A 14,023-nucleotide genomic window follows, 5' to 3' on the forward strand; every position below is an offset into this window, starting at 1 on the left:
CGAGAGACGACGGAGGCGCGGTGCGGGTGGTCCCGCACCGCGCCTCCGTCACGTGGCCACGTCGAGCGCGTCCGTCAGGGACGGGCTCCGGTCAGAGTCCGGCCTCGACCGCCGGGCTGACGGCGTTGGGGCCACCCAGCACGACCAGGCCGTCGGTGCCGAGCTTCGTCAGGGCGGTGCGCACGCTCACGGGCAGCGCGTCGGGTCGCGTGAGCAGGACGGGACCTCCCAGCCGGCCCGCGGTCGGTGCTCCGGCGAGCGCGTCGGGGAAGTTCACACCCGTCGAGACGAACGCCACGTCGGAACCGGTGGGGTAGCCGGCGGCGGCGATGACGGCCGAGGTGTCGAAACGGTCGGCACCCGAGAGCCGCGACGTGGGCGCGACGGCCCGGAGCTGGGCGATGACCGATTCTCCCACCGCGTTGACCCCGCCGAGCACGACGATGCGTGCGGGGGCCAGCCGGGTGAGCTCGGCCGAGACCGTCTGCGGCAGGGCGTCGGGCCGCGTGAGCAGCATCGGGCCCTTGTCGGGGCCGCCGGCCAGGGCTGCGCCCGAGAGGGCGTCGGGGAAGTCCAGGCCGGTCGCGACGTAGGCCGTCCCGCCCCGACCCTTCGGGAAGGTCGTGCTCGAGATCGTCGCAGACGTGTCGAAACGATCCGCACCCGAGACACGGGTGACACCGGCGGCGCCGGTGGTCGCGATCTGGGAGAGCTGCTGACGCACCGTGTCGGAGACAGCGGCCACCCCGCCCAGGACGACGACGCGTTGCGGGCGGAGCTCGGCCAGTTGGGCGCGGGTCGCGTCGGGCAGGGTGTCGGGGTAGGTCAGGAGGACAGGAGCGCCCCGGTAGCCGGCGGCCGCGCCTCCGGCGAGGGCGTCGGGGTAGGTGCTGCGCGACGCGACGTAGACCAGGGGGATCGAGGCCTTGGTCGGGGCGTTGCCGTTCACGACGACCGGCGGGGTGAAGGCGCTGGCGGCGATGGTCGCCGCGGTGGCGAAGGCGTCGGCTCCCGAGAGACGGCCCACGGCCGGGGTGGTCGGGCGGGTGAGGGCCGCGAGGTCGGCCTCGGAGCCGTTGAACACGTCCTGGTCACCGGGGTAGGGCGAGTCCTCGGTCTGGGACCACTGCCAGAACGTCCAGGTCGCGAAGGACGAGGTCGGCGGGGCGACTGGGGTGTTCGTGGTCGCCGTCGGGTAGTACGCGACGAAGAGGCGGTCCTTCGGGAACGCCGAGCTGTTGCCCGTGCACGAGCTCCAGAAGTCCTGGTTGGTGTAGATGAGCGGCTGGACGCCCTGCTGGGCGACGACGGTGCCGATCCACGACTGGATCCAGGTGACCATCTCGGACTGCGACAGCCCCCAGCAGCGTCCACCCTGCTTGGTCGGGTTGGTCGACACCTCGACGTCGAGCACCGGGGGCAGCATGCCGGGTCTCCAGGCCGTGGCGTTGTCGAGGAAGAACTGCGCCTGCGGTGCCCCGGACGAGTAGAAGGGCAACGCGTAGTGGTAGAAACCGGCCGTCAGCCCCGCCGCCTGCGCGCCGGCGAACTGGGCGGAACGGTAGCGGTTGGTGCTGCCGGTGGGGTTGCCGTTCGTGTAGGTGCCGGGCACGCCCTCGGAGGCCTTGACGAACGTGAAGCGGGCGCCCGCCGAACGCGCGGCGGCGAAGTCGGGGGACGGCTGGTACGAGCTGACGTCGAAGCCGGGCACGCCACGAGGAGGCGAGACGGCCGCGGCGCGCGAGAGGCGTTCGTCGGCCCCGTCCCGGGTGCCGCCCGATGCCCCCATCTCGTGGTCGGAACCCGCGTCCTGCTGGGCGAGCGTCGGGGACGAGGTCGAACCGGCGGTGACGGGAGCCGCGACGGCGACCGTGGTCGTCCCGAGCCCGAGGACGACGCCGAGGGCGACCGTCAGGGCGAGACCGCGGACGGACCCGGCACGGTGAGAAGAAGTGGACACGAGACAGACCCCCAGACGCAGGCGACGCCCCTCGCCGCCTGAGGGCGATCCTAGGGGAGGGGGTGCCGTCGGTGGCTCGGCCTAGGCTGACGACATGACCGACGCCGCCGCCTTGAGCACCCGCCCCGAGGGCGTGCTCAGCGGTCGGTACCGGCTGGCCACCCTCGGCATGTGCGCCCTGATCGGCATCGCGGCGTTCGAGTCGCTCGCGGTCACGACGATCATGCCGATCATCAGCCGTGAGCTCGACGGCGAAGCGCTCTACTCGCTCAGCTTCGCGGCGCCCCTCGCGTCCGGCCTGGTCGGCATGGTGGTGGCGGGCAACTGGGCCGACCGCAGCGGGCCGCGCGTCGTGGTCATCGCCTCGATGCTGCTGTTCGCCGTCGGGCTGCTCGTCGTCGGCACCGCGCCCGACATGGTCGTGCTGCTGCTCGGCCGTCTGGTGCAGGGCGTCGGCTCCGGCGCGGTCATCGTCGGGCTCTACGTCATGGTCGCCCGGCTCTACCCGCCGGGCCTGCACCCGTCGATCTTCGCGGGGTTCGCCGCGGCCTGGGTCGTCCCGGGTCTCGTCGGGCCACTCGTCGCGGGCGTCGTGGCCGAGACGGTCGGCTGGCACTGGGTCTTCCTCGGTGCGCTCGGCCTCGCCGTGCCCGCGTTCTTCGCCGTCCTGCCGAGCCTGCGTCGCGTCCCTCCGCCCGAGGTGGCCGAGGGTGGGCGGCGCGTGCCCTGGAGCATCGGCCGCATCCTCTGGTCGGTCGGCGCGGCCCTCGGCGTGCTGGCCCTCAACCTGGTCTCCGAGTTCCCGACCTGGTTGACCGTCGTGGTCATCGTGGTGGCGGTGGTCGTGCTCGCCGTGGCGCTCCGGCCCCTGTTGCCGCCGGGCACGCTGCGCGCCGCCCCGGGGTTGCCCACCCTGGTGCTGCTGCGCGGTCTCGTGGGGGCGGCGTTCCTCGGCAGCGAGGTCTACATCCCGTACATGCTCTCGGCCGAATACGACTTCAGCGCCTCGGCCTCCGGCGTGACGCTGACCCTGGGGGCGCTCGGCTGGGCGTTCGCGAGCTGGGTGCAGGGCAGGCTCAGCGACCGGGTGGCCCAGCGCGACGGCATCCGCATCGGCATCGTCCTCGTGCTCCTCGGCGTCGTGGTCGCCGCGCTGACCCCCCTGTTCCACCTGCCCCCGGCCTTCCTCATAGCGACCTGGGCCGTCGCCGGATTCGGCATGGGGTTCATGTACCCCCGCTTCTCGGTACTCGTCCTCGCGCTGTCGACCGAGTCCGAGCGCGGGTTCAACAGTTCGGCGTTGACCATCGCCGACTCCACCGGTTCGGCCGTCGCGCTGGCCTTGACCGGCGCCGCGTTCGGGGTGCTCGGCGGCGCGTCCAGCCCCCTCGCCTTCGTCGCCTGCTTCGCCGTCGGCACGGGCGTCGCGGTGCTCGCCCTCGCCCTGAGCGGCCGCGCGGTGCCCCGGGGGCGGTGACCGCGCCTCCTGCCCGCCGACCGTGGTGGCGCTCCATCGGCGCCGGGCGTCGCGACGGGGCGGTGACCCCCGTCCGGGACGTCGGCGACCTCCGGGGAATGCATAATGGTCTCCGGACGACGATGTGTACGGTCACATCGCCCGGTCACAGAGCGACGGAGCGACGGTGAAGCCTGACATCGACAAGGTGCGTGCTCCCAACATCCGCGACGTGGCCGCTCTCGCAGGTGTCTCGTACCAGACCGTCTCGCGTGTGCTCAACGACAGTCCCAGCATCCGGCCGAGCACGCGGCAGAAGGTGCTCGACGTCATCGACGAGATCGGCTACCGACCGAACCAGGCCGCGCGGGCGCTGGTCACCAGCCGGTCGAAGGCCATCGGCGTGCTCACCCTGCAGAACGTCCACTTCGGTCCGCAGACGATCGTCAACGCTATCGAGGTCGCGGCCCGGACGGCCGGCTACCGGCTGAGCATCGCGAGCACGACGACGGTGTCGGACGACGTCCGGGCGAGCCTGCAGCTGCTCACCAACCAGGCGGTCGAGGCGATCATCGTCATCGCCCCGCAACGCAAGTTCTTCGACGTCATCGACGAGCTCGACCTCGACGTCCCCATCGTCGCGCTCGACTCGACGCAGCGGGCCCGGGCGCACAGCCTCTCGGTCGACCAGTTCGAAGGGGCGCGCCTCGCCACCCGGCACCTGATCGACCTCGGTCACCGGCACATCGTGCACGTCGCCGGACCCCAGGACTGGATCGAGGCCGACGAGCGGATGCAGGGCTTCCTCTTCGAGATGGGCGAGGCCGAGTTGTCGATCGAGCCGCCCATCCTCGGCGACCTGACGGCCGACTTCGGCTACACGGCCGGGCAGGAGCTGCTGCGTCGCCGCGACTTCACCGCCGTGTTCTCGGCCAACGACCTGATGGCCGTGGGGCTGCTGCACGCCTTCCGCGAGGCCGACGTCGACGTGCCCCGCGAGGTCAGCGTCGTCGGCTTCGACGACTCGCCGACCGCACCGCACCTGTGGCCGCCGCTCACGACCGTGCGTCAGGACTTCGCCCTGATCGGCCGACGCGCCGTCGAACTCGTCGTGGCCGAGCTCGAGGGCGGCACGGTCGTCGATCGCACCTTGATCCCTCCGGAACTGGTGGTGCGCGGGTCGACCTCGCGCCCCTGGTTCCTCTGACGGCCCGTCACGGCACGGCGGGACGAGCCGTCAGGAGGCGCGGCGCGCGTCGGTCGGCCCGCGTTCGATAACGGATCGGCATCGGCATTTGACAGCACCCCCTCTCGGGATTAGCTTTGCTCCAGTCGCAGTGTGAACGGTCACATTCGGCGGGTCCGGCCCCTTCGCCAGGCTCGACGGACGGCCCGGCACGGCGGCGACGAATCACAGGATGCCCGTCGGTGCACATCACCGGCGGACGACGACGAGGTCGAAGGTCGAGGACGACGTGCCCAGTGCCGTGACGCAGAGCGAACAGCTCGCGAGCAGCCACATCCCCGGGGGTGCCCCGCATGGGCGTTGACTCTCCCGTCATCCTCGAGATGCGCTCCATCACGAAGGAGTTCCCGGGCGTCAAGGCGCTCGACGACGTGTCGATGCAGGTCCGCGCCGGTGAGGTGCACGCGATCTGCGGCGAGAACGGCGCCGGCAAGTCGACGCTGATGAAGGTCCTCTCGGGTGTCTACCCGTTCGGCACCTACACGGGCGACATCGTCTACCAGGGTGCCGAGATGCGGTTCCGCGACATCCGCTCGAGCGAGTCGCAGGGCATCGTCATCATCCACCAGGAGCTGGCGCTGATCCCCGAGCTCTCGATCACCGAGAACATCTTCCTCGGCAACGAGCCGACCCGCTTCGGGGCCATCGACTGGCGCGCGGCGAAGACGAAGGCCATCGACCTGCTCGCCCGCGTCGGCCTCAAGGACGACCCCGACACCGCCATCAAGAACCTCGGCGTCGGCAAGCAGCAGCTCGTCGAGATCGCCAAGGCGCTGAACAAGAACGTCAAGCTGCTGATCCTCGACGAGCCGACCGCGGCCCTCAACGAGGCCGACTCGCAGCACCTGCTCGACCTCATCCGCGGCCTCAAGGGTCGCGGCATCTCGTCGATCATGATCAGCCACAAGCTCAACGAGATCGAGGCCATCGCCGACTCCATCACGATCATCCGTGACGGCAAGACCATCGAGACGCTCGACGTGAAAGAGGACGGCGTCAACGAGGACCGCATCATCCGCGGCATGGTCGGCCGCAACCTGGCCAGCCGATTCCCCGACCGCACCCCGAAGATCGGAGAGGTCTTCTTCGAGGTCAAGGACTGGTGGGTGCGCCACCCGCAGACGGCCGAACGCTTCGTCTGCAAGGGCTCGTCCATCACCGTGCGCAAGGGCGAGATCGTCGGCCTGGCCGGCCTGATGGGCGCCGGTCGCACCGAACTCGCGATGAGCATCTTCGGTCGCTCGTACGGTCAGTTCGTCTCGGGCGAGATCGTCAAGGACGGCCGGAAGATCGAGATCAAGAACGTCTCGGACGCGATCGACAACGGCCTGGCCTACGTCTCCGAAGACCGGAAGGTGCTGGGGCTCAACCTGCTCGACGACATCAAGCGCTCGACGGTCGCGGCCAAGCTGACCAAGATCTCGAAGGCCTCCGTGGTCAACACATACGAAGAGCACTCGATCGCCGAGGACTACCGCAAGAGCCTGCGCGTCAAGACCCCCACGGTCGACGAGGGGGTCGCCAAGCTCTCCGGCGGCAACCAGCAGAAGGTCGTCCTGGCGAAGTGGATGTTCACCGACCCCGACCTGCTCATCCTCGACGAGCCCACGCGAGGCATCGACGTGGGCGCCAAGTTCGAGATCTACAACATCATCAACCAGCTCGCGGCCCAGGGCAAAGGCGTGATCGTCATCTCGTCCGAACTGCCCGAGCTGCTGGGGCTCTCCGATCGCATCTACACGATCTTCGAGGGTTCCGTCACGAACGAGATCGAGGCCTCCGAGGCCGACGCCGAGACGCTCATGCGAACCATGACCTCGAAGAAGAAGGAGCAAGCCGCATGAGTGGCATCAAAGACCTGAAGAAGGTGTTCGGCGGCAACACGTCGAACGCGCGCCAGTTCGGCATGATCGCGACGCTCGTCGTGGCGATCGTGTTCTTCCAAGTGTTGACCGGTGGCCTGACGCTCGACCCGCCGAACCTGATCGCCCTCGTGAGCCAGTACTCGTACATCCTGATCCTCGCCATCGGCATGGTGATGGTGATCGTCGCCGGGCACATCGACCTCTCGGTCGGTTCGGTCGCCGCCTTCGTCGGCATCATGGTCGCCACCGCCATGAGCAACTGGAACTTCCCATGGCCGCTCGCCATCGTCTTCGGCCTCGTGGTCGGGGCCGCCATCGGGGCCTGGCACGGCTTCTGGGTCGCGTACGTGGGTGTCCCCGCGTTCATCGTGACCCTCGCTGGCATGCTCTTGTTCCGTGGTGCTAACCAGTTCGTCGGCGACGCCACGACCCTGCCGGTGCCCGAGGCCTTCACGGTCATCGGCGCGGGCTACCTGCCCGAGTTCGGTCCGAACACCGGCTACAACAACGCGACCCTGCTGCTCGGCCTGGTGATCATCGTCGCCGTGGTCTACAACGAGTTCCGCCTGCGCCGCATCCAGCAGAAGATGGGTTCCGAACGGGCCCCTCTCTGGGTCAGTCTCGTAAAGCTGGTCGTGCTCGTGGGGATCATCGCCTACGCCGCGACGCTCTTCGGTGGCGGACGCGTCGGCACCTCGTTCCCCGTGTCGGGCATCATCCTCGGCGTACTCGTCCTGGTCTACGGTTTCGTCACGCAGAACACGATCTTCGGTCGGCACATCTACGCGGTGGGTGGCAACTCGCACGCCGCCGAGCTCTCGGGCGTCAAGGCGAAGCGCATCAACTTCTTCGTCATGATGAACATGTCCGTGCTGGCCGCGCTGGCAGGCATGATCTACGTCGCTCGGGCCGGTGCCTCCGGCCCCCAGGACGGGGTGAGCTGGGAGCTCGATGCCATCGCCTCCGTATTCATCGGTGGTGCGGCGGTCGCCGGCGGCATCGGAACGGTGACCGGATCGATCGTCGGTGGATTCGTCATCGCCGTCCTCAACAATGGGCTGCAGCTGCTCGGGGTCGAGTCCGACAAGGTCCAGATGATCAAGGGCCTCGTCCTGCTCATCGCCGTCGCCGTCGACGTCTACAACAAGAGCCAGGGTCGGCCCTCGATCACCGGTTTCCTCACCCGGGGCCTGCGTCGCGACAAGAACGGCATCGCCGCCTCCGACCTGCCCTCGGGCACCCAGAGCGGTGTCGGCCGCGACGCCGAGACGACCGAGCCCGCCCTCACCCCGAACGGCGACATCTCGGACGTGCAGCGACCCAAGGCCACCACGCCCAACTAGACCCACCACCCGCGCGCCCGTCCATCGACGGCCGGGCGCGCCTCCACCGGGAGTCCGCACCGCGGGCGACCACACGGCACCACCCCTCACAACGAGAAAGTAGACACAGCATGCGCAAACTCGCGCTGACGACCCTCGCGGTCGCCGCAGCAACGACGCTGATCCTGAGCGGCTGCTCGAACTCGACCCGCACCGACGCGGGTTCGGGAGACGCGGCGACCGGTTTTGAGTCCGGCTCCCTCGTCGGCGTGGCCCTGCCCGCCAAGACCAGCGAGAACTGGGTCCTCGCCGGCGACCTCTTCACCCAGGACATCACCGACGCCGGATTCAAACCCGACGTCCAGTACGCTGCCGCGTCCGCCCCTGTGGCGAACCAGCAGGAGATCGTCCAGTCGATGGTCACCAAGGGCGCCAAGGTCATCGTCATCGGTGCCGCCGACGGCGGTCAGCTCGGGACGCAGGTCAAGGCGGCCCACGACGCCGGCGCCGTGGTCATCGCCTACGACCGTCTCATCCTCAACACCGACGACGTCGACTACTACGTGGCGTACGACAACTTCAAGGTCGGCGAGCTCCAGGGCCAGGCCCTGCTCGACGGCATGGCCGCCAAGAAGGCCGAGGGGCCCTACAACATCGAGCTGTTCTCCGGCTCGTCCGACGACGCCAACTCGAAGGTCTTCTTCGACGGTGCGATGAGCGTCCTGCAGCCCAAGATCGACGACGGCACCCTCGTCGTCGCCTCGGGTCAGACCGACATCAAGCAGACGGCGACCGACGGCTGGAAGCCCGAGAACGCCCAGCGCCGCATGGACTCGCTGCTCACCAGCACCTACGGCTCCACCGAGCTCGACGGCGTCCTCAGCCCGAACGACACCCTGGCCCGCGCCATCATCACCTCGGTGAAGCAGGCCGGCAAGGACATCCCGGTCGTCACCGGTCAGGACTCCGAGGTCGAGTCGGTCAAGTCGATCATGGCCGGCGAGCAGTACTCCACCATCAACAAGGACACCCGCAACCTCGTGAAGCAGGCCGTCGCGATGGTCAGCTCGCTCAGCAAGGGCGACAAGGCCGAGACGAACGACGACAAGTCGTACGACAACGGCAGCAAGGTCGTCCCGGCCTACCTGCTGCCCCCGCAGATCGTGACCAAGGACAACGCCGCCGAGGCGTACGCCAACGACACGACGCTCGAGCCGCTCACCAAGTAACCCGCCCTCTACCGTCGACGGTGTCTTCGCGTCGGCCGACGGACGAACGGAGCCGGTCACCCCATCAGGGGTGACCGGCTCTTGACGTTCCAGCCGTCAAGCGGTGCAGGCGCGATAGGTCCCGAGCCCGCCGAGCGCGAGACCGACGTAGGCGACGGCCCCGGCCGTCGTGTACACGGCGATCGCCGTGCCTGCCAGACCGATCGCGCAGTCGATCGTGATGGCGTTGGGGTCGGCCACCTGACCCGGTGCGGCCAGGTTCGCCGAGCTGATCAGCTTTCCGTCGAGGTACTTCTGCAAGTACGATCCTCGGCAGGTCTGCAGGGACGTGCCGGCCGGCAAGGTCAGGCTCGAGCCGTCGGGTTGGACGCAGACGTAGTAGTACTGGCCCGCGGGGTCGGCCTGGGCCGCAGTCGAACCGCCGACCACCAGTGCGGCGGCGGCTGCCATCGTCGTCGCGACCTTGGCGAAGGTCTTCCTTTTCGTGGTGTTCACAGAGGTGTTCATGATGCTGCCTCTCTTTCGTCACGACCTCGCGGCTTTGCGAGGCCGATTACAGGCAAGCATCCGGAGTGCCCCGCTGGTACCGTCTCGTCGACATGTGAGCGTAATCGGACAGACGAGTCTACCCTGATCGATCCGCCGACTTGGGTGTGCGTGTACACGCACGGACAGAACCGGCCGGACCCTCGTTCGAGAGTCCGGCCGGTCCGATTCAGGCGTGGATCAGGTCCGCCCGCGAATCACGCGTGACAGGCGCCCTTCTGCTTCGACGCGGCGTTGTTGACGGACACGAGGAGTCCGACCCCACCGGTCGAGATGATCTTCATGACGCCACCGAAGGTCGCGACGATGCATTCCGGGGTGAAGTTGTTCGTCGCCACCTTGCCGCTGCCCGTCATTTCGATCGAGATGACCTGCTTGCCGCTGATGTACCCCTTCAGGTACGAGCCCTTGCAGGTGCTCAGGGCGGCACCCGAGCGAAGCGTGTTGCTCGAGCCGTTCGACGCGATGCAGACCCAGGTGTACTTGCCCGCGACGTCGGCGTGAGCGGCCTGCGGTGACGCCACCGTTCCCGCGAAGAGGAGGGCGATGGCGGTGACCATCGTGATCAGGATCTTCATCGCGCCGGTCCGACCGATCGAGGGATTGTTCATGGGTGTCTCTTCTCTGTGTCCGGGTCGTTGCCCGTCGTGCAACTCTGCACAGGCATCACATTGGCCCTGAGGAGTGGCGGGGTCCAGTCCACATTTGTGAGGACCGGAGGACGACACGAGGACCCATCCTCGCGCGTCTCACCGTTGACGGGGTGTCCCGCGGTGCCGGATGGCTAAGCTCGGCCCGTGCCCCGAGGACCGGACGATCGGCTGCCCGTCTCGGGCGCCTCTCCCGTGAGGGTCGAACTGCTGCTCGCCTCGCCCCGGTCCCGCTACGTCGGCCGCCCCGCCGACGGCCCGGCCCCGGCCCCGACCACGGGCCCCGAGTCGCACGACGCCGTCACCGTGCGCGCCTACCTCGGCATCGTGGGCGACCGCTACTTCAACGCCCCGGCGCACCGCGGGGCCTCGGTCACCCTCTTCGCCGCCGAGCAGCTCGGGCACCTGGCCCGCGAGCTCGGTCTGCCTGAGGGCACGGTGCTCGACGCCGCCCTGACGCGTCGCAACGTGGTCGTGCGCGGCATCGACGTCGACGCCCTCGTGGGTCGCGAGTTCGACCTCGACACGGGCGACGGCCCGGTGTCGTTCCGCGCGAACCGGGCGGCGAACCCGTGCGCGTGGATGGACGTGGTGTTCGGCGCGGGGGCCTTCCGCGCGCTCCGGGGCCGCGGGGGAGTGCGATGCGAACCGCTCACCGACGGGGTGCTGCGCGTGGGGCCGGGACTGCTGCGCGCCTCCTAGGCGGCTGGGCGGCCCGCCGAGCCGTCGGAACGGGGAGCGCTGCGGGTCAACCCCACCAGGTGGGCAGCATGAGGTTCATGGTGTCGAGCAGGGCGCGGCGGCTCGTCCGCTTGCCGCCGAGCCAGGCCTCGACGGCTCCCACGAGCCCGTGTGCCAGGTGGCCGGCGGCGATGTGCACCGCGAGCCCCTCGGGGAGGCTGCCGGCGGGCAGGCCGGCGAGGTGCTGCACGCTCGACTCCTCGAAGTGGCGGGCCAGCGCCTGGTGGATCGACGCGTCGAGCGGGTCGGGCAGGGCGAGACGGTAGATCTCGCGGTACCGCACGACGTGGTCGACGACCTTCTCCATCGCACGCCGCGTCGCGTCGGGGCCGTCGGCCCGGCCGTCGAGCCGCAGCGCGTGGTCCTCGTCACGGATCGCGTCGAGCTCGGGGGTGAGCACCGCGGTGAGCAGGCTGCCGGGCGAGGTCGCGTGGCTGTAGAACGTGGCGCGGTTGATGCCCGCGGCCCGGGTGACGTCGGCGACCGAGATGCTCGACACGGGCCGGGTCGAGGCGAGCTCGACGACGGCGGCGTGCAGTGCCTTCGTGGTCTGGACGATGCGCGCGTCGACCATGGACGTTCCTCCTCGGGTGCTCGGACGGGACGATCGCGTCCGAGGCCAGGTCGAGCCTAGACCGGGCCGACGCGCCGACACGGCACGGCGCGAGCCGCCGAGGCGGAAGGTCTGTCGCGGGGGTGCACGGCAGGGTTAGGCTGAGAACCGACGGGTGTCGTGCAGCGACGCCGTTCCCCTCCCTCCTCCCACCCCCTGCGATCTCGTGGTGGTCGTGCGCGACGGCCCGGTCGCATCGATTCGAGCCGCGAGCCGGCCTCGTCGTCGTGGCCGCGCCTCCTCGCGTGCCCCGATCCGTGACCGCCCCGTGCCCTCCCTCCGTGACCGCCCCGTGCCCTCCCTCCGTGACCGCCCCTCCGCGACCCCCCAGACAGGACCTGCCTCGTGACCACCGTCGTCCACCCGGGTGACTCCCTGACCCGCCGCCAGCGGCTCGTCTACGTCGTCGTGCTCGGCGCGCTCACCGCGCTCGGGCCGTTCACGATCGACCTCTACCTGCCGGCGTTCCCCGAACTCAGCCGGGACTTCTCCGTCGACAGCGGCGTCATCCAGCTGACGCTGACGGCCACGACGATCGGCTTCGGCGTGGGGCAGCTGCTGGTCGGGCCGTGGAGCGACAAGGTCGGCCGTCGCACGCCGCTGATCGTCGCGACCGCCGTGCACATCCTCGCCAGCATCGGCGCCGCCAGCGCGCCGACCATCGAGCTGCTCGCCGTGTTCCGGGTGCTGCAGGGCATGGGTGCCGCCGCCGGGGGCGTCGTCGCCATGGCGACGGTGCGCGACCTGTTCGGTGGGCTGCCGCTCGTGCGCATGCTGTCGCGTCTCGCCCTGGTGAACGGGCTCGCCCCCATCGTCGCGCCCGTCATCGGCTCGCAGCTGCTGGCCTTCACCAGCTGGCGCGGCATCTTCGTGTTCCTCGTGGCCTACGGCGCGTTCGTGATCATCGCCGCGATCTTCCTGATCGTCGAGACCCTGCCGCCCGCTCGGCGGCACGAGGCCGGGCACACGACCCTCGGGCAGCGCTACAAGGTGCTCTTCAGCGACCGGATCTTCGTCGGCGTCGCCCTGATCGGGGCGATGGTCTTCTCGGGTCTGTTCTCGTACCTCTCGGCCTCGTCGTTCCTCTTCCAGGAGGTCTACGGCCTGAACGCCCAGCAGTACGGCTACCTGTTCGCGATCAACTCGCTCGGGATCGTCGCCGGCGTGCAGATCAGCTCGCGGCTGGCCCGGCGGGTCGGGCCGCAGTGGATCCTCGCCTGCTCGACGATCGTCCTGCTGCTCGCCGCCGCGTCGATCGTCGTGCTCGACTCGCTCGGTGCCGGGCTCGTGGGCATCCTCGTGCCGCTGTGGTTCTTCATCGCGGCCTGCGGCTTCTCGTTCCCGCAGGTCCAGGTGCTCGGGCTCGCCAACCACGGCAAGGAGGCAGGGACGGCGGCGTCGTTGCTCGGCGCGCTGAACTTCGGCCTGGCGGGGCTCATCTCGCCGGTGGTCGGCTTCCTCGGCATCGGGTCCGCCGTGCCGATGGGCAGCGTCATGGTCGCCACCTCGTGCGTGGCCATCGCGAGCCTGTGGCTGCTGGTGCGCCCGCGGACGGTGCCGGCGCTGGGTCGCTGACCCGCGCCTCCCGGTCATCCGTCGCCGACCGGGGCCTCCCGGTCGCCGACCCGCGCCTCCCGGTACCGTCTGGGGATGCGCACCGACCCGCTCGCCCCGAAGCCCGCCTCGCCGTCCGAAGAACGGGTGGCCCGCCGCGTGCAGCGCCGCTGGTGGGTGTTCAGCGCGCTCGGCGCCATCGGCGTCGTGCTGCTGCTCGGCGTCGTGATCACGGCCCGGGCGGGGGTGATCGGCGTCGACGAGCGGTTCATGGGCGAACTGGTCGAGCACCGCAGCCCGTTCTGGGACGTCCCCTCGTTGATCTTCAACTCGATCGGCGCGGGCGTGGTCGGCGTCTTCGTCGTCCCGCTGGGCGTCGCCGCGCTCTTCCTGCTGCGCCGTCGCCCCTGGGCCGCGCTCTACTGGATCGCCGCCTGCGCGCTCAGCGCGGGCGTGGTCCAGGTCGTCAAGCACACGTTCGGCCGGGCCCGTCCCGAGGACATTCTCGTGGTGAGCGACTACGGCTCGTTCCCCTCGGGCCACACGTCCAACGCCGCGACGCTGGCCGTCGTGCTCGGGGTGATCCTGCGACGCGTCTGGGTGTGGGTCGCAGGCGCGGCCTACACGGTGCTGATGCTGCTCAGCCGCACCTACCTCGGGGCGCACTGGCTGACCGACACGATCGGCGGGCTGCTGATCGGTGCCGGGGTCGCGGTCGTCCTCTGGGCCCCGGTCGCGCACCGGCTGCTCGACGAGCAGGAGCACGTGCGGGGTCGCGGCTGGATCTGGCAGGGGCGCCACGCCTGACGGTGCCGCTCGCGGGGTCGACGACCGGGGCGCT

12 protein-coding genes are annotated in these 14,023 nt (G+C 69.8%); 8 read left to right on the plus strand and 4 right to left on the minus strand.

The window, feature by feature from the left end:
• Positions 1-91: 91 nt before the first annotated feature.
• A complete protein-coding gene (locus IFT79_RS13205) occupies positions 92-1,960 on the minus strand; it encodes a cell wall-binding repeat-containing protein (RefSeq protein WP_192124603.1) in 1,869 nt (622 codons plus the stop codon).
• Positions 1,961-2,054: 94 nt separating this feature from the next.
• On the opposite strand from IFT79_RS13205, the gene IFT79_RS13210 reads away from it, so the two are divergent.
• The 5 genes from IFT79_RS13210 to IFT79_RS13230 all read left to right on the plus strand — a co-directional run bounded on the left by IFT79_RS13210 (position 2,055) and on the right by IFT79_RS13230 (position 9,078).
• A complete protein-coding gene (locus IFT79_RS13210; protein ID WP_192124605.1) occupies positions 2,055-3,437 on the plus strand; it encodes an MFS transporter in 1,383 nt (460 codons plus the stop codon).
• 166 nt (positions 3,438-3,603) lie between these two features.
• Positions 3,604-4,623 (plus strand): LacI family DNA-binding transcriptional regulator, encoded by a 1,020-nt coding sequence (locus tag IFT79_RS13215; RefSeq protein WP_233568360.1) that lies wholly within the window; start codon positions 3,604-3,606, stop codon positions 4,621-4,623.
• 332 nt (positions 4,624-4,955) lie between these two features.
• Entirely contained in the window at positions 4,956-6,506 is a 1,551-nt protein-coding gene (gene mmsA / locus IFT79_RS13220) for a multiple monosaccharide ABC transporter ATP-binding protein (RefSeq protein WP_056046505.1), read from the plus strand.
• Positions 6,507-6,511: 5 nt separating this feature from the next.
• Positions 6,512-7,870, plus strand: coding sequence for a multiple monosaccharide ABC transporter permease (gene mmsB, locus IFT79_RS13225; RefSeq protein ID WP_420709660.1), 1,359 nt, complete (start codon positions 6,512-6,514; stop codon positions 7,868-7,870).
• 110 nt (positions 7,871-7,980) lie between these two features.
• On the plus strand, positions 7,981-9,078 hold the full coding sequence (locus tag IFT79_RS13230; RefSeq protein WP_192124609.1) for a substrate-binding domain-containing protein: 1,098 nt from the start codon (positions 7,981-7,983) through the stop codon (positions 9,076-9,078).
• 96 nt (positions 9,079-9,174) lie between these two features.
• Here IFT79_RS13230 and IFT79_RS13235 read toward each other — a convergent pair whose 3' ends face one another.
• Together IFT79_RS13235 and IFT79_RS13240 are read right to left on the minus strand one after the other, a co-directional pair.
• Positions 9,175-9,585: a hypothetical protein gene (locus IFT79_RS13235; protein ID WP_192124611.1), complete on the minus strand. Its 411-nt coding sequence runs from the start codon at positions 9,583-9,585 to the stop codon at positions 9,175-9,177.
• Between the two features lie 236 nt (positions 9,586-9,821).
• Entirely contained in the window at positions 9,822-10,235 is a 414-nt protein-coding gene (locus tag IFT79_RS13240; protein WP_192124613.1) for a hypothetical protein, read from the minus strand.
• Between the two features lie 186 nt (positions 10,236-10,421).
• Between IFT79_RS13240 and IFT79_RS13245 the strand changes: the two genes are divergently transcribed.
• The gene (locus IFT79_RS13245; RefSeq protein ID WP_267658742.1) at positions 10,422-10,976 is read left to right on the plus strand and encodes an MOSC domain-containing protein; all 555 of its coding nucleotides are present in this window, start codon (positions 10,422-10,424) and stop codon (positions 10,974-10,976) included.
• Between the two features lie 46 nt (positions 10,977-11,022).
• On the opposite strand, the gene IFT79_RS13250 is transcribed toward IFT79_RS13245, so the two are convergent.
• On the minus strand, positions 11,023-11,589 hold the full coding sequence (locus IFT79_RS13250; RefSeq protein WP_043592905.1) for a TetR/AcrR family transcriptional regulator: 567 nt from the start codon (positions 11,587-11,589) through the stop codon (positions 11,023-11,025).
• A 384-nt stretch (positions 11,590-11,973) separates the two neighbouring features.
• Here IFT79_RS13250 and IFT79_RS13255 point away from each other — a divergent pair, with 384 nt between their 5' ends.
• Both IFT79_RS13255 and IFT79_RS13260 read left to right on the plus strand, forming a co-directional pair.
• Positions 11,974-13,203 (plus strand): multidrug effflux MFS transporter, encoded by a 1,230-nt coding sequence (locus tag IFT79_RS13255; protein WP_056046500.1) that lies wholly within the window; start codon positions 11,974-11,976, stop codon positions 13,201-13,203.
• Between the two features lie 75 nt (positions 13,204-13,278).
• Positions 13,279-13,989 (plus strand): phosphatase PAP2 family protein, encoded by a 711-nt coding sequence (locus IFT79_RS13260; protein WP_192124615.1) that lies wholly within the window; start codon positions 13,279-13,281, stop codon positions 13,987-13,989.
• The last annotated feature ends 34 nt before the right edge of the window (positions 13,990-14,023 follow it).

Origin of the sequence: Frigoribacterium sp. CFBP 8759 (assembly GCF_014841655.1) — a bacterium.
In the GTDB taxonomy this organism is placed as follows: domain Bacteria; phylum Actinomycetota; class Actinomycetes; order Actinomycetales; family Microbacteriaceae; genus Frigoribacterium.